Here is a 16752-nt window from a genome sequence, read left to right on the forward strand (position 1 = left end):
ACGCATGAATGAGCAAGCAAGCAGGTTGCCGAAGCCGAAGGCGATGGCGCTGGCGGTGATCGCCGCACTGAACATGATGCCGCACCAGGCCATGGCCCAGGCGGACCAGACCCAGCAGAAGATCCAGCGGGTCGAGATCACGGGATCCTCGATCAAGCGCATCGACAACGAGACCGCGCTGCCGGTACAGCTCATCAAGCGTGAAGACATCGAAAAGAGCGGCGTTACCACGGCCGCCGAACTGCTGCGCAACATCAGCGCCAACACGGCGCCCCTGTCCGACGGCGCCAGCATCACCGACGGCACCTCGGGCCAGCGCGGCTTCAACGGGGCCAACCTGCGCGGCATCGGCGTGTCCTCCACCCTGGTCCTGCTCAACGGGCGCCGGCTGGCCAACTTCGCCTCGCCCGGCGACAACGCGGGCGTCGACCTGAACAACATTCCGGCGGGCGCAATCCAGCGCGTCGAAGTGCTCAAGGACGGCGCCTCCGCCATCTACGGCACCGATGCGATCGGCGGCGTGATCAACTTCATCACCCGGAAGGACTACACCGGCGTCGATCTGAGCGCCTCGGCCGCGGGAACCCAGGAAGGCGGTGCCGGGAAGAAGACCGCCAGCATCGGCGGCGGCATCGGCGACCTGGAGCGCGACCGCTTCAACGTGTTCGGTGTGCTGGATGCCCAGAAGCTCGGCGCGCTGCGCTCGAGCCAGCGCGACTTCATCGCCGAGCGCCCGCTGGCCGGCACGCTGCCGGCCCTCATGTCGAGCAACACCTATCCGGCCAACATCGACATCTCGAGCGCGCAGCGCGCGGCCCTGATCCGCGCCGGGGTGCTGGCGGCGGGCAGCACCGCGAACCGGGTCAACCCGAGTGCGCCCGGCTGCAATCCGCCCGCCAGCGTGTATGCCCCGCGCGGCCCCGGCGGCGCGCTCGGCTGCAGTTATGACTACATGCAGGACACCGAGATCTATCCTGAGTCGCGCAAGATCGGCTTCGTCGGCCGCGCCACCTTCCAGGTCGCAGATGATCACCAGCTGTTCGCCGAGCTGGTACAGTCCGAAGCAAAGTCCGACTACGTGCTGTCGCCGAACCCGATCCGGATCCGCAACCTGCCGGTCGCGGTGCTGCCGGAGCGCTATCGCGCGGCCCTGACTGGTTCGGGCCTGCCGTCCACCGTCGGCGGAATCCGCTACCGGATGACCGAGGCCGGCAACCGCACCAATGAAGTGACCAGCAGCGCGCAGCGCATCGTGCTGGGCGCGACCGGCATCGCCGCCGGCTGGGACTACGACGCCGGCCTGGCGCGCGCCGAGAACCGCGCAGTCGACAAGTACGTCGACGGCTACGTCCTGTTCGACAAGTTCGACGCCGCGGTGCGCGCCGGCACCGTCAATCCCTTCGGACCTTCCTCGCAGGCCGGACGCGACCTGATCGACAGCATCCGGGTCAACGACGAAGCGCGCAAGTCGAAGGGCGTGTCCACCTCGCTCGACGCCAAGGCCTCGCGCGCCTTGATGCCGCTGGGCGGCGGCGACCTGGCGGTGGCGGTCGGCGGCGAGATTCGCCGCGAGACGCAGCAGTTCCGTCCGTCCGCGCTGCTCCTGTCGAACAACATCGCCGGCGACCGCGACAGCGGGCTGGCGGCGGGTTCGACCACCGACCTGAAGGCGACCGACGACAGCCGCAAGGTGCGTTCCGTATTCGCCGAGCTGAACGCGCCCTTCACGAAGGAACTGGAAATGCAGTTCGCGCTGCGCCACGACCGCTACAGCGAAGTCGGGTCAACTACCAATCCCAAGCTCGGCCTGCGCTGGCAACCGCTCAAGCCGCTGATGGTGCGCGCGTCGGCGGGCACCGGTTTCCGCGCTCCCTCGCTGTCGGACCTGAAGCGCCCGACCACCTACGGCACCGCCTCGAGCTTCCTGACCGACCCGCAGTGCGTGCAGCAGGAGGGCAGCATCGACCTGTGCACCGACCAGTGGCCCGTCGAGCGCCGCTCGAATCCCAACCTGAAGCCCGAGAAATCGCGCCAGCTGTCCTTCGGCGCTGTGCTGGAAGTCGGTCGCGGCGGCAGTCTCGCCCTCGACTACTGGAATATCAGCAAGAAGGACGTCATCAGCACCCTGGGCGAGCAGATCATCGTCGACAACCCGGCAGCCTACAACGGCAAGTACATCCAGCGCGACAGCGATGGCTTCATCAGTAACATCCTGCTGCAGAAGGAAAACCAGGGCCGCCTGAAGACTTCCGGCATCGACCTGTCCGGCGAATGGCGCAGCGCCAGCGGTCCGTTCGGCCGCCTCGTAGCCAATGTGAGCGGCACCTACATCCTGAAGTACGACCGCCAGTTCGGTCCGCAGGAAGGCTATCGCAGTAACCTGGGCGTGTTCCTGAACGACCAGGTGATCCAGCGCTGGCGCCACCGTATGAGCCTCGACTGGAGCAAGGGCGACCTTGGGCTGACGCTTGCGAACCAGTTCTCGTCTGGCTATACCGACCAGAACACCACCTACGATCCGGTCAGCGATGCGTTGCTGCCGTCGCGCAAAGTGTCCTCGTATTCGCTGTGGGACCTGACCGGAAGCTGGAACATTTCCGCGCAGCTCAAGTTGCGCGCCGGGGTGTTGAACGTCTTCGACAAGGCCCCGCCGTTCTCGAACCAGGCGTACTACTTCCTGGCGGGCTATGACCCGACCTATACCGATCCACGCGGGCGCAACGGCTTCGTCAGCGTGAACTACTCTTTCAAGTAGTCTTTTTATGCGGCTGCGCCGGAATCTCGGGGGCGGCCGCATTTTTTTTCAAATGGAGCAAGGCATGTGGCAACGCCTGTGCGCGACGGCGCTACTACTGGCTGCGGTTTGCGGCGAAACGGCGGCGGCGACGCCCGCACACGAAGTGCGCGGCGCTCTCGTTATCATCGGCGGTGCCCTGCGCGGGGACAACGCCGAAGTGTGGGAGCGTATCGTGCAGCTTGCAGGCGGACAGGGCGCAGAGATTGCCGTTTTCCCGACAGCCGCAGGTGATCCTGGACGTTCTGGCCAGACTGCGTCGGCGCATTTGAAACGCTACGGAGCCCGGCCCTTTGTGGTCCCGATCGGTGCCGGCATGGGGGCGATGCCGGTCCAGGCGGCAGACGATTTCGTGCTCGCAGCGCGTGTACGCAAGGCCGGGGGCGCATTTTTCACGGGCGGTGACCAGGGACGCATCACGGCTTCCCTGCTACGGCCGGACGGCAGCCGTTCCAGGGTGCTGGAGGCATTGTGGTCGATGTATCGCGATGGAGGCGTCATCGCCGGAACCAGCGCCGGCGCCGCCATGATGAGCACGACAATGTTCTACGATGCGCAGCCCGTGCTGCAGACGCTGAAAGACGGCATCGTCAACGGCAAGGATATTGCGCCCGGCCTCGGGTTTGTGGGCACGGATATCTTCATTGATCAGCACCTTCTGGTCCGCGGACGCTTCGCGCGCATGCTGCCGGCGATGCTGGCAAAGGGCTACCGCCTGGGTCTTGGGGTTGATGAGAACAGTGCAGTCGTGCTGGTTCAGTCGCGAGAGGCACAGGTCATTGGCTACAAGGGAGCGCTGCTGCTTGACCTGGCGGCTGCTACGGTCGACAGGACGCAGCCGGGATTCAATATTGGCAATGCCCGTATCAGCTATCTCGATAGCGGCGACCGCGTCGATCTCCGCAACAACCGGATAGCGCCAGGCAAGGACAAGGAAAAGCTGGATCCAACGCGTCCATATTATCGGGGGCCGCTGTTCTATACCGACATCCTGGCGAACACCATGGTAGTCGATCTGCTCGAAAAGCTGGCGGACAGTGACCAGTCCCGAGCCATCGGACTGGCCTTTGGCGGGCCGGACGGCATTGAACCCGAGCGCGGCTTCGAATTCGTGTTCCAGCGCGTTCCGGAATCCGAAACGTACGCATCCAACCGCTCGTCAGCCTATTCCGTCTACCGGGTACGCCTGGATGTGCGTCCGATTCGGGTGCGTCAGCCGTTCTACCAGCACACGGTGCCGTAAGTCGCGCGGTGCCGTCAACGAACAGGGAGCTTTCCTTGTGCTGCTGGACTGCGTCTTGCCATCTACCCGGAAAGATCCTGTGGCGTTGTTTGTGCGATGCCGGTGCGTTAACGATCATCCGTCTTGAATGTGCGCTGCAAAATAATCGATCAGCATGCGCACGGCTGGCAGCAGACCCCGCCTGGAAGGAAAAACGGCGTGTACCACGCCGCCATTCGGTGCCCAGCCCGGAATAATGTCGACCAGGTCGCCTTTCCGCAAGTCGTCCTCGACTACCATGCAGGGCAACTGAACGATGCCTATACCCTTGAGCGCAGCCTGCCGCAGCGCGTTCATATCGTCCGTGATGAACCTGGGCTGGTGACGGACTTGGGCAGTTGCTCCATCGGGTCCCTCCAGCTGCCATACGTGGTCCCGTGCGGGACCCCAGTCGAGGCTGGGGATGCTACTCAGGTCGGCTGGGTGGGAAAAGGGGGCTCTGGTCCTCAAGAAGTCCCGGCTTGCAACCAGCCGTTGCGGACTCTCGGACAACACGCGCATGACCAGGCCACTGTCTTCCAAAGGCGGGAAACGCACCCGGAGGGCAAGGTCGAGTCTTTCGCCAAGGACATCGACCCTGCGATTGGTGGCTTCGAGATGGATTCTGACTTTCGGATACTCGGCCATGAACTGGCTTACAAGCTCGCTGATACGAAATGCCAGCAAGGCCGTCGGGCAACTCATGCGTACGATACCTTGCGGTTCGGCGCCTCTGCGCTCCACGACCTCCGTGGCCGCCTGTGCTTCAACCAGCATTGCCACGCATTGGGTGTAGAACTCTCGGCCTGTATCGGTAACGGAAAAATGTCGGGTGGAGCGCTGCAGCAAGCGGACTCCGTATTCTTCTTCCAAGCTTGCAATACGACGGCTGAGCTTGGACTTAGGTATGTTCAAGGCGCGTCCCGCTGCCGTGAAGCCACCATGGTCGACCACCTTAACAAAGTAATAAAAATCGTTCAAATCACGCATCATTGTTCCTTAAGTAGAACACTGATGCCAGCTTACGCTATCTACCGATTGGCCGTTAAGAAATATATGATGGTTTCAGTTAAGGAGACATGCATGAAAACGATCATGGGAATCTTCAGCGGAATGCGTCCGCATTGGGTTGGAGACGGATTTCCAGTGCGTACCCTGTTTTCGTATCGAGAGATGGCACGCCATATCAGTCCTTTCCTGATGCTCGACCATGCGGGACCGGCAGAGTTCACCCCCTCGCAACGCGCTCGTGGAGTCGGACAGCATCCCCATCGCGGCTTCGAGACTGTAACGATCGTCTATCAAGGGGAATTGGAACACCGCGATTCCACCGGCAGCGGTGGACTGATAGGTCCTGGGGACGTGCAGTGGATGACAGCGGGTTCCGGGATCCTGCACGAAGAATTCCATTCCGAAGCATTTACACGCTCCGGCGGCACGCTTGAGATGGTGCAGCTCTGGGTAAATTTGCCCGCGAGCCAAAAGATGACGGCACCAGCGTACCAGACTATCCTTGATGCGGATATTCCACGCATTGCCTTGCCTGGAGATGCGGGGGAGGTGCGCCTTATCGCCGGCAGCTTCGCCCAGCGCAAGGGACCTGCGCGCACCTTTACCGAGATCGATGTCTGGGACGTCCGTTTATTTGCCGGAAAAAGCACGACGCTGCCACTAAACCTTGACAGAAGTTCGGCCCTCGTCATGCTCCGCGGTACGGCCTTACTTGCCGAAGCTGACATCGTCCGCGAAGGTCAGTGGGCGCTTGTCGGCACTAGCGGAACGGCTCTGACAATTGAAGCTAATCAGGATTGCGTCATCTTGATCCTGAGCGGAGAACCAATTGATGAACCTATCATAGGCCATGGCCCTTTCGTCATGAATACCGAAGAAGAGATCCGCCAAGCATGGAAAGACCTGCAAGACGGTTTGTTTGGCAGGCTCGTTCCAGCGGAAGATTAAAGACAGGACTGCAACGCCAAGGATCTGGGCCTTTCCAGTCGTGCCGCCTCGGCGGCATGGCATCCACTCACCGCAAGGAGAATTACAATGACTACCCCGTATAAACGTCTCAACAAGGACCAGGCCGCCGTGTTGCTGGTTGACCACCAGGCCGGGCTGCTTTCGCTGGTGCGTGACATCGATCCTGACAAGTTCAAGAACAATGTGCTCGCATTGGCTGACATGGCAAAATATTTCAACCTGCCTACGATCCTGACCACCAGTTTTGAAACCGGGCCGAACGGCCCGCTGGTGCCGGAACTGAAAGCGCAGTTCCCCAACGCTCCCTATATCGCCCGCCCTGGCCAGATCAATGCCTGGGACAACGAGGAATTCGTCCAAGCGGTGAAGGCTACCGGGAAGAAGCAACTCATCATCGCCGGTGTCGTGACCGAAGTCTGCGTGGCATTTCCGGCGCTGTCCGCGCTCGAGGAGGGCTACGAGGTGTTCATCATCACCGACGCTTCGGGTACGTTCAACGAAATGACCCGCAACGCAGCGTGGGAGCGCATGACGTCTGCCGGCGCTCAGCTGATGACCTGGTTCGGCGCTGCATGCGAGCTGCACCGTGATTGGCGTAACGACATCGAGGGCCTGGGAGCACTGTTCTCGAACCATATCCCGGATTACCGTAATCTCATCACCAGCTACACCACGCTCACGTCGGCCAAGTAACCCCAACGTGGTACCCCAAGGGCCGGTAATCGACGGCCCTTCATATTTTCAACGGGTTCAGCCTGGGCGAGGGCGTAGCCTCAAGGTATCGACCGACGGAGACCAACAGGGCGCTTTGCGCTCCGTCGCTGTTGGTTGGCGATTACCTTTCTGGCCAGATGAATATGATCGGCGCCGAAACTTTTGCAAAAGCCGGCGAGAATCTCCCGTATGAGGTCTTTATTGTGGCATTTGGACTGTCCTTGGAAGCCGTACAGCAGGAGTTGCGCTAAGGGGTTCAATCTACAATCCGGCCAAGCCGCACGGCTTGCGCTTTTCTCTACGCGCTTGCGCATTCGTGCTCCAGGGATAGTTACGGAGCGCCGAGTGACCAGCGACTCTGCGTCAAATCAGGCAGTAAATCGCTGATGACGGGTTGCATAAGCTTCGCCGTGCGGTTTATGGTCAACGATTTCAGCATGCCACGCTACCCAATCCCGCCTTGTGGATCAGGCATTCCGCCATCCCAAGTCGATTCGCTCACGCGGCAATTACCGCGCCACTTGGAGTAGTGGCGAGCACACAAGAACGGGCAATCATAGCTGCGCGCTCATACGGTTTTCACTAATTTCCTCTAAACCATGTGGATGCACCTGAACGATACCGCACCCAAGTCTCGCCCTTGTTGACACGCCGGAGACGCGAAAGTAACAAGGTCCGCTTAAGGTCGGGTGCGGTCCCCCGTGACAGCCTGCGATTTTTCGGCCGTGGCGAACTACTATGCTGGGCTCAGGACAGGCTCGACCAGGAGCGGTCCCTCGAGAGGCTCCTCGAGCGAACCGAGGACGGGGTAAGTCGCCGAGGCCTTATCGCACTAATCCGATGTTTCCGCCCCAATCGTCATGAATGGCGTGTCCTCACCTTGTCCCGCACGGGGTGCGCCGGTCGGCCCGTCCCTCAGGCTGCTAATGCGCAGAACGTAGAAGGCTGTCTTGGGGTGACAGCGGATGATTATTGTTCCATGTGCGCCAAGTGGAGGATAACAAACTCTGCGCCTTGTACCACAGGTACCCATCGCGCAAACAGGCAGGAATGTAGCTGGCTTTTCTACCGATCGCCGGCATCTGCCCAAGGTATGATTCGTTTAATTATTATTTCCTAGAAGTATGTTTTCAAGACTCGACCCAAGTATCAAGCTGTTCGGCGTTCTGCTCATCGTCATCCTGGCCTGCTTGGCCACACTGCCGATCCTCAGCAGCTATCAAGCCAACACCACCTTTGACGCCCTGAAGGAAGCGGCGAGCAAGGAGCGCGCCTATACCCTCGTGCTGAGCTTGCTGAAGGATGCCGAAACCGGCCAGCGCGGTTACCTGATCGGCAGCGACGACAGCTTCCTCGACCCTTACAATGCCGGCGTTGCCGGTATCCCCGCTGCGCTCGAAGACTTGCAGCGCCATGCAGCCTCGGAGCAGGAACGTGCCTTGGTGGCACGCATCGCAGGGCGGATACAGGCCAAGGTGCGCGAGTTGGACCAAGCTATCCGTGTCAAGAAGGCGGGTGATTCCCAGGCTGCCCTGGACATGGTGGCCAGTCAGCGTGGCAAGGTCCTCATGGACGAGCTGCGCACCCTGCTGGGCCAGCAGTTGCGCGTGTTGGCGGAGCACCGCAACCAGTTGCGTGAAGAGATCACCGCTACCCTACGCTACAACTCAGCGCTGGGCATTGGCGCCAGCCTGGCCAGCCTGGTCATGATTGTCGTCGTGGTCTACATTGTGACCAGGAGCATGAATGAGCGCGCGGAGTCGGCGCGCCAATCGCACTCCCTGGCCGAGAGCAATGCGCTGCTAGCTCGTCAGTCGACGGTACGGGCAGAGCGCCTGGCGCTCACGGCCAAGATGCTGCAAGCACTGGACAGCGTAAAGACGCCGGCCGAGCTGGCATGCGTGCTGCCCGTTTTCCTGCGCAAGCTGTTGCCGGACACCTCGGGCGCGGTTTATCTTTATCGCAATTCACGTGATGTGCTGGAACTCAAAGCGTTCTGGGGCCTGGCGGCCGGCGCCCCGCCGACCGTGGCGCCGGATGACTGCTGGGGCCTGCGGCTCGGCAAAGTACATGTCGCCACGCCCGAGCGCGAGCTTTGCTGCGATCACGGCGGGATCTGGCTGGACAAGCACGCCTCCCAGACCTGCGTGCCCATGATTTCCCAGGGCGACGTGATCGGCGTACTGGTCATTGCCGGGGACCGGTGCGAAGACAGCGCGATAGATGGCGGGCATATCACCACCTTGGCCGAACAGCTCAGCCTGGCCGTCAGCAACGTGTCGCTGCGTGAAACGCTGCGCCACCAGTCGACCGTCGACCCGCTTACCGGCTTGTATAATCGCCGCTTCTTCGACGAGTCGCTCAAGCGCGAAATGGCGCGTGCCCAGCGCAGCCAAAGTGCCTGCTCGATAGTGATGGTCGACCTCGATCACTTCAAGCGTGTCAACGATACCTATGGCCACGATGGCGGCGACCTGGTGCTGCAGGCTGCCAGCTACGCCATACTTCAGCGGGTGCGCGCTAGCGACGTTGTGTGCCGCTACGGCGGCGAGGAGCTGGTGCTGATGCTGCCGGATTGCGGTGCGGATGAGGCTGCCAAGTGCGCCGAGGCGATCCGCGTCTCCCTGATGGGTATTGTCATCCAGCATGCAGGACAGACCATCACCGGCATCTCGGCCTCTTTCGGCGTGGCCCAGTGGCCGGGCCATGGCCACGGCGAGCACGACCTGGTGCAGGCGGCTGATCGCGCGTTGTACGCAGCAAAGAAGAGTGGGCGTAACAAGGTATTGATCGCTGAAGCAGTATCAATTCCGGTAAGCCAGAGCGCTTGAGGATAGATTCCTCCGAAACACGGCCGGGACCATCGGCGTACAGCCGCGCAATGCGACGCAGTGCCTCCTCGGCCATCGGACTGCCGCTGGCTGCGTGCAGGTCGACGAACTTGCGCCGTATGTGGGCCAGGCGAGCCAACTCGACCAGGTAGTCACTGCCGAACGAGATGCCCGGGCCGACCCGCACCGGGCGCGCTCCCAGGTCCTGGTGCGGCAGCGGATCGCGCGCGGGCGTCGATCGGCCGGCCGCCGCATCCCACACCAGCAGGCGCTGATCCGGAAACGCGTTGCCCGGAAGGTCGGAGCCGAGTCCACGGCCCGACATGTTGGACTGGCCGACCAGCAGCGCCAGCTCATGCACGGTGGCCTGAGGCGCCGGTCCGCCGGCGCGGCACCCCGGCAGGGCGGCGAGCATGATGCCGGGTGCGTCTGAAGCACGCAATGCTGTTTTTCTCGCGCACGCGGCGGCACGCATCTGCAAGTTCATAACGGTTCCGGGAATTTCATCATTGCGCAAGGCTTCGCGAATCAGCACCATACACGTGCGGCGGCCATGGCTTGGGACGCCATGCCTGCTGCGCGCAGCCGCCACAGGTCCGGGATGGTGCGCCGCACTCTTCGTCCACACACCCAGAACGCTGATGAGGAAAATAATGAAACGTAAAAACGTGCTCCTTGCGACGCCCGTGCTGTGCATCCTGCTCGGGGCGGCGGCACCGGCCCTGGGCCAGCTCAACGGCTCGACCACGTCCGCCGCCGGCGAGCCGCACAACGTCGTGGCGCGCTCGTATCCGTCGGCCACCCAGGCCGTGGTCACGTGGTCGAGCACCTCTCCGGCCGCCACCGGCTTCCGGGTCGAACGGCGCATCGTGGGCAGCCGCGCCTGGATGCAGCAGGCACTGGTGGGCGCGGACAGCCGCAGCCACGTCGACAGCAATCTCCTGCCGGGCACCGCCTACGAATACCGGGTCAGCGCCGTGCGCGCAGACGGCAGCGTGCTGTCCTCGACCGGCCAGGTGATCCTGACCACGCCCACGTCCGGCAACCCGGCCGACAATACGGCCGCCGCGGCACCGCGCCGCCTGAGCACGCAGCCGATGAACAGCAGCGAGATCACGCTGGAATGGCAGGACGCCTCGCCCGACGAAACCGCGTTCAGGATCGAGCGAAAGGACCCCGGACAGGACTGGCGCGCAGTCGCCAGCGTCGCCGCCAACGCCACCCTGTACCGCGACCGCAACCTGCAGCCCGGCACCAGCTACCAGTACCGCGTCGGCGCGGTACGTCCCAGCGGCGTCGACGCGACCAGCCAGGAAGCGCCAGGCGTCACGCCGGCGGCCGGTGTGAACGCCATCTTCTATGTCGACCCGGTGGCGGGCAGCGACGGCAACCCGGGCACGGAAGCGCGGCCGTTCAAGACCTTGCAGAAGGCACACGACGTGATGCTGCCCGGCCAGACGGTCATGGCGCGCAAGGGAACGCACACGCTGACCTGGAACTATACCGTGCTGATGATCCGGAACTCGGGCGCCGAAGGCGCGCCAATCACTTACCGCAATTACCCGGGCGAGCGGCCCGTGATCAAGACCACCAAGGGCAAGAACCACCACGGCATCGAGGTGCGCGACGCGTCCTGGATCGTGATCGACGGCTTCGAGGTGGAAGGTCACGTCAACCAGGTGACCTACGATGAAGCCAAGTACGAGAACGACCTGTCGAAGACGTACTGGCAGATGAGCCCGCGCAAGTACATCGGCGCCATCGTCGACTCGAACGGCATCAGCCTGGCCGGCAAGACGCTCGGCAAGACCCACCACATCGCCGTTCGCAACAACATCGTGCACGACACACCGGGCGGCGGCATCGCCGCGGGCCTGGTCGACTACGTCACGATTGAAAACAACCGCGTCTACAATACCAGCGCCTATTCGCCCTACGGGACCTCGGGCATCAGCTACCTGGTTCCCTACAACCACGACACCAATACCCAGAGCTACAAGCTGGTGGTCATGAACAACGTCGTTTCCAACGCCTCCAACCTGTTCCCCTGTGAGTGCTACCAGTACCGCCAGCAAACCGACGGCAACGGCATCATTCTCGATTCCTTCAACAGCCGCAGCTACACCGGCCGCACGCTGGTGGCCAACAACATCGTGTACGACAACGGCGGTCGCGGCATCCACTCGTTCAACAGCAGGTATCTGGACGTGTTCAACAACACCGCCCATGGCAACGGCAAGATCAAGATCACCGGGGAGGGCGAGATCTCGGTCCAGGGAAGCAGGTTTGTCCGTGTATGGAACAACATCTTCGTCGCTTACGCGGATCGTCCGGTCAGCAATTACGTCAACTCGAGCGACACCGACATCAGTCACAACATGGTGTACGGCGGTAATCGCTGGCATTCGACGGCCGGTACCGACAACCGGGTCGGCATCGATCCGCGCTTCGTTGCCCTGAGCGGTCCATATGCTTTCCAGCTGGCGGCCAACAGCCCTGCGGTCAACACGGCGTACAACGCCGGCGTCCCGTCGCACGATGTCTACAGCGCACCGCGACCGCGCGGCGGGGCGGCCGACGTGGGAGCCGTCGAGAGCTTCTGATCGCGCGCCTGCAGCCCCGTCCGCGCAGGATATCCGCCGCCCCGCCGTGGCGCTCTCCTTTTTGGAGTCGATGTTTTCTGGAGGATCGAATGAAGAAGATCGCTGGCCTTCTGTTGTCCGCAAGCCTGGCGTTCGCGCCCGGGCTGAGCCCGGCCCGGGCCGCCCCGGCCACTGCCGAACGCATCGTCCTGCCGGTGCAGCAGGCAAGCGATGCCATGCTGCGCGTCAAGCCCGACCGCGCCGACTGGTTGTATGCGCTCGGCGAGGCGGCAGAACTGCGCATCGAGGGGCCTATCGGCGCCAAGGTGCGCTACCGGCTCGGCCCCGAGCAGCTCGAGGGCGCAGCGGTCGAAGTGGTGTTGCCGCCAGGCGGCCTGCGCCTGAAGGTGACTTCGCCGGAGGCGCCCGGCTTCGTGCGCTGCAGCGTCGCACTGGCGGACAGGCCGGAGGTCGCCGCGGTGGCGACCATCGGCTTCTCGCCCGAACGGATCGCGCCGACACAGGTCGAGCCGGCCGATTTCGACGACTTCTGGCGCAGCCAGAAAGCCCGGCTGGACGCGATCCCTCCCGAGTACCGCCTCACCCCCGCGCCCCAGTTGTCCAGCGACGCGGTCGAGGTCTATTACCTGCGCTACCGCATGTTCTCCAACTGGGCCGGGCCGAGCTACTTCCATGGCGTGCTGTCGGTGCCGCGCGGCGCCGGACCGTATCCGGCGGTGCTGTACGTGCCGGGGGCCGGCGTGCGCCCCTACTTCGGTCAGGCTGGCATGGCAAGACAGGGCGTGATCACCCTCGAACTAGGCGTGCACGGCATCCCTCTCGACCTGCCGCGCGAGCTGTACACGGACCTGGACCGGGGCGTGCTCAACGAGTACAACCGCTTCAACCTGGACGACCGTGAATCCTACTATTACCGGCGCGTCTACCTCGGGGTGCAGCGCGGCGCCGATTTCCTGGCCGCGCATCCGAAGTGGAACGGCAAGCACTTCATCGTCACCGGCGGCAGCCAGGGCGGCCAGCTGTCGTTGATGCTGGCTGGCCTGGACAAGCGCGTGAGCGGCGTGGCCGCGGCTTATCCGGCCTTCGCCGACGTCACCGGCTACCTGCACGGGCGTGCCGGCGGCTGGCCGGGGCTGTTCAGGCAGCGGGCCGACGGCGGCCGGCACGACGAGCCGGTCGAACCCAAGCGCATTACGACCGGCTATTACGACAGTGTGAACTTCGCCCGGCGCATCCGCGTGCCCGGCCATTATTTCGCCGGGTTCAACGATACCATTACACCGCCCACCTCGGTTTTCGCGGCCTTCAATGCGATATCGGCGCCGCGCCGCATCGTGCTGGCGCCGGACCAGGCCCACAAGACGTCGCGCGAGCAGCAGGCGCTGATCGACGCCTGGATCCTCGGGCAGTTCAGCGTCGCGCGTTGATGGCCGCACGGCCGCCGCTCAGTGGCTGTCAGGGGCGTGCGGCATGGGAGAAAGGTGCGATGATCGCGCCGGTCTCCTCGCAGTTCGCCTTATGCCGTCGGTGGGGTGTGGTGCGTCGTCCTGGAGCGCGTGCAAACTCGTAAAGCGCGTGGCAGCTTTCGCAATTGCGCCGCTTATTGAAATGGCAGCATCATTAGCGGCATCCTGTTGCCGCTTGCGGTGCGGCTGCCCTTGCTCTGTGTTCAACCTGCCCGATTCCCTTCGGCGCTCACAACGGAAAACATCATGCGTATCGCATCAGGTCTCACCCAGCTTGCGTCCGTCCTGGCCATCACCATGGGCTGCATGGCGGGGCATGCAGGCGCAGCCGTGACGGTTTATACCGACCGTGCGAGCTATGAAGCCGGTCTGGTCCTCACCGGCTACGACGGCTTTGCCGATCTCACGCCCGGCGACGCATTCGCCGGCCCGCTCACGCGTAGCGCCGAAGGCCTCGGCTACCAGATCGGCGTGATCGACCCGCTCGGCCTGGATCCGTCCCAGGGCGCACAGCATTTCTTCGTCCTGGGCGATGGCGCCGACGGCGCGGCTGTGAGCAGCAACTTCGACACCTCGTATTTCAGCGTGTCGGGCTTCAGCGTACCGGTCAGCGCCATCGGCGGCAGCTTCTTCGCGACCGATTTCGCCGGCGCCGGCGTCGCATCGAGCCTGGTCTTCAAGTTGGTCGACGCCGGCGGCAGTTTCGAGTACGCGCCGCACGACTCCGCGCCGGGCGGCTTCCTGGCCTTCGTCAGCGACAGCCCGATCCAGTCGCTGAGCATCGGCGTCGGCGGCGAGGCGGGCGGGCGTTTCATCACAATCGGCGCGCTGAGCATTGGCACGGTGCCGGAACCGGGCAGCGTACTGCTGGTCGGCATGGGCGTGCTGGCGCTGATTGGCTCCCGCCGCAGCCTTCGTCCAGTGACGCGCATGCGGTATATCGCAGCTTCGCCCGCAAGCACGAGCTTGTGATTTCCTGCTAATGCCAGCTCTTGAGTCGATGGCTGATTTCCCATTCCTGCAACGCGCCCGAGGGCATCGGTTTGCCGATCAGGTAGCCTTGCGCGATATCGCATCCGAGTTCGCCCAGGCGCAGCAGGACCGCTTCGTTCTCAACGCCTTCGGCGACCACCTTCATGCTCAAGTTGTGCCCAAGGTCAATGGTGGACGAGACGATGACGCCTGAATCTTTGTTGTTCAGCATCGGCATCACAAATGACTGGTCGATCTTGATCCCGTCTACCGGCAGGCGCTGCAGGTAACTCAGGCCCGAATATCCGGTGCCGAAATCATCGACGTACAGCTGCACCCCGGTATCTTTCAGGCGGCGCAGCGTCTCCAGGGCGATGGCCGGCTCCGCCATCAGTGCGCTCTCGGTCAACTCGAACTGGATCAAGTCTGGCGGCAGGCCCCAGGTGGAAAACAGGCCGGCGACGCGGTCGAGCAGCTGCGGGTTGTAGAGGTCGTGGGCGGACAGGTTGACCGACACCGGCAACTCGAGTCCAGCCCGGTGCCATAAATAGCTTTGTTGAAAGGCCTTATCCATGATCCATTGCGTTACCGGCGTGATCGTGCCCGCCTGTTCGGCTACCGGGATGAATTCGGTGGGCTGGATCATGCCGTGCTGGGGGTGCTGCCAGCGCACCAGCGCTTCGACGCCGCACAGCGCGCCGGAGGCGATGTCCACCTTGGGCTGGCAGTAGAGCCGCAGCTCGTGCTGGCGCACCGCGCGGTGCAGGTCGCCGATCAGATGCAGGCGCCGCTGGCTGTCGCGTTCGAGCCCGCCGGCATGCATGGCGTAGCCGCCGTAGGCATGGCCGGATTGCTGCAAGGCCCCGGCGGCACGCCGTACCAGGGTGGCGGCATCGGTGCCGTGACCGGGATAGATTGCGATACCGACCCCGATGCGGGCATCGATCATGCCGTCCGCGATTGGGAACGGTTCTTCCATCAGGGAGTTCAGCTTGCGGGCGACGGTGATCGCGTCCGAGGCGCAGCCAGGAGCGACCACACTGAACTCCGCCTCGCCGACCCGCGCGAAAACGGCGTCCGGGGGGAGGACGGCGCCGACCCTGCGCACCAGCTCGAGCAGGAGCTGGTCGCCACAAGCATAGCCGAGCACACGGTTGATCTCGCCGAAGCGCCCCAGCTCGAGATGCAGCACCTGGGCCGGCGTGTTGTCCGCTCGGGCAGTCTCGAGCACCCGTTCGCACTCCTGCATCAGCAGCGTACGGTTCGGCAGGCCGGTCAGACTGTCGTAAAAGGCCAGGCGTTTGATCGTCGCTTCCGCTTCCCGGTGACGCACGCGGGTGCGCAAGCTGGCGATCCCGTAGCTGAGGTCCGATCCGAGCTCGCTGAGCAGCTCCACTTCGGCCGGGCCGAAGGCTTCGGGTTCGGCAGCCAGCACGATCATCCCGCCGATGATCTTGCCTTCGACCTCGAGCGGCAACGCGGTGACTGCCGCCAGCCCCTTGGCGCGCACCTGATCGCGCAGCCCTGGCAGGGGCGCAAAGGCAGATTCGGTCAGAATATTTCGCGCCACGCTGGGCTTGCCGGTGCGGATCGCTGTCGCGATCGCCGTCTGGCCGAATTCGTTGTCGGCCCAGGTCTTGGGCACAACTTCGAGGAAGGCTTCATCGGCGCCGACCGCGGCAACATGGACCACGCTCTTTTCGGGATCGTCCATTGCATAAGCGACCAAAGCAATGCGGTAGCCGCCGGTCTCCACCGCCACCTGGCACATGGCCTGCAGGAGTTCCATTTCGTCGGTAGCACGCAGCAGGGTGCGGTTAGCCGCACTCACGGTGCGCAAGGTGCGGTTGACGCGCGCCAGTTCTTTAGAGACAGCACTATTGTCCATCGCGAACTCCGGAAGAGTTGGAAGCATCTGCCCTTCGATTCAAGACCTGCTCAAGCCACTGGAGCATTGCCTGAGTCGGCAGCTGGCGCCGCGGTGGGCCGATGATCGCCAAGAGCGGATCCTGATTGAAAATATACGCTTTTCCAGGTTAGCGAAGTTGCACAATGATCGCACGACATCTATTTTAAGAATAGCTACCTTGCAGGAAACCGGAAACGTCGGGTGGTGTTGCGCGCAGCCGTC

The 16752-nt window shown here is 63.2% G+C and carries 10 protein-coding genes and 1 pseudogene; 8 read left to right on the top strand and 3 right to left on the bottom strand.

Annotation, left to right across the window (positions count from 1 at the left end):
* Positions 1-4: 4 nt before the first annotated feature.
* On the top strand, positions 5-2755 hold the full coding sequence (locus AC56LK_RS17300; protein ID WP_497185718.1) for a TonB-dependent receptor: 2751 nt from the start codon (positions 5-7) through the stop codon (positions 2753-2755).
* Between the two features lie 64 nt (positions 2756-2819).
* Positions 2820-4037: a cyanophycinase gene (locus AC56LK_RS17305; protein ID WP_497185719.1), complete on the top strand. Its 1218-nt coding sequence runs from the start codon at positions 2820-2822 to the stop codon at positions 4035-4037.
* Between the two features lie 114 nt (positions 4038-4151).
* Here the strand turns inward: AC56LK_RS17305 and AC56LK_RS17310 are convergent, their stop codons facing one another.
* Entirely contained in the window at positions 4152-5045 is an 894-nt protein-coding gene (locus tag AC56LK_RS17310; protein WP_497185720.1) for a LysR substrate-binding domain-containing protein, read from the bottom strand.
* A gap of 93 nt (positions 5046-5138) precedes the next feature.
* Here AC56LK_RS17310 and AC56LK_RS17315 point away from each other — a divergent pair, with 93 nt between their 5' ends.
* The 3 genes from AC56LK_RS17315 (at position 5139) to AC56LK_RS17325 (ending at position 9580) form a co-directional block, all read left to right on the top strand.
* Complete coding sequence (locus AC56LK_RS17315) at positions 5139-6014, top strand: pirin family protein (RefSeq protein WP_497185721.1); 876 nt, start codon at positions 5139-5141, stop codon at positions 6012-6014.
* A gap of 87 nt (positions 6015-6101) precedes the next feature.
* On the top strand, positions 6102-6728 hold the full coding sequence (ycaC, locus tag AC56LK_RS17320) for an isochorismate family cysteine hydrolase YcaC (protein ID WP_497185722.1): 627 nt from the start codon (positions 6102-6104) through the stop codon (positions 6726-6728).
* 1145 nt (positions 6729-7873) lie between these two features.
* Complete coding sequence (locus AC56LK_RS17325) at positions 7874-9580, top strand: diguanylate cyclase (protein ID WP_497185723.1); 1707 nt, start codon at positions 7874-7876, stop codon at positions 9578-9580.
* A 154-nt stretch (positions 9581-9734) separates the two neighbouring features.
* Here the strand turns inward: AC56LK_RS17325 and AC56LK_RS17330 are convergent.
* Positions 9735-10277, bottom strand: a pseudogene (locus AC56LK_RS17330) (sialate O-acetylesterase); the annotation flags it as partial.
* On the opposite strand from AC56LK_RS17330, the gene AC56LK_RS17335 reads away from it, so the two are divergent.
* The 3 genes from AC56LK_RS17335 (at position 10234) to AC56LK_RS17345 (ending at position 14621) form a co-directional block, all read left to right on the top strand.
* Positions 10234-12183, top strand: coding sequence for a right-handed parallel beta-helix repeat-containing protein (locus AC56LK_RS17335; protein ID WP_497185724.1), 1950 nt, complete (start codon positions 10234-10236; stop codon positions 12181-12183). The pseudogene AC56LK_RS17330 and the gene AC56LK_RS17335 sit on opposite strands and share 44 nt — an antisense overlap.
* A gap of 89 nt (positions 12184-12272) precedes the next feature.
* Positions 12273-13610, top strand: coding sequence for an acetylxylan esterase (locus AC56LK_RS17340; protein WP_497185725.1), 1338 nt, complete (start codon positions 12273-12275; stop codon positions 13608-13610).
* 285 nt (positions 13611-13895) lie between these two features.
* On the top strand, positions 13896-14621 hold the full coding sequence (locus AC56LK_RS17345) for a PEP-CTERM sorting domain-containing protein (protein WP_497185726.1): 726 nt from the start codon (positions 13896-13898) through the stop codon (positions 14619-14621).
* A gap of 7 nt (positions 14622-14628) precedes the next feature.
* Here AC56LK_RS17345 and AC56LK_RS17350 read toward each other — a convergent pair whose 3' ends face one another.
* Complete coding sequence (locus AC56LK_RS17350; protein WP_497185727.1) at positions 14629-16509, bottom strand: putative bifunctional diguanylate cyclase/phosphodiesterase; 1881 nt, start codon at positions 16507-16509, stop codon at positions 14629-14631.
* Positions 16510-16752: the final 243 nt, after the last annotated feature.

It is taken from the genome of Telluria sp. ZB4P36, assembly GCF_059685865.1.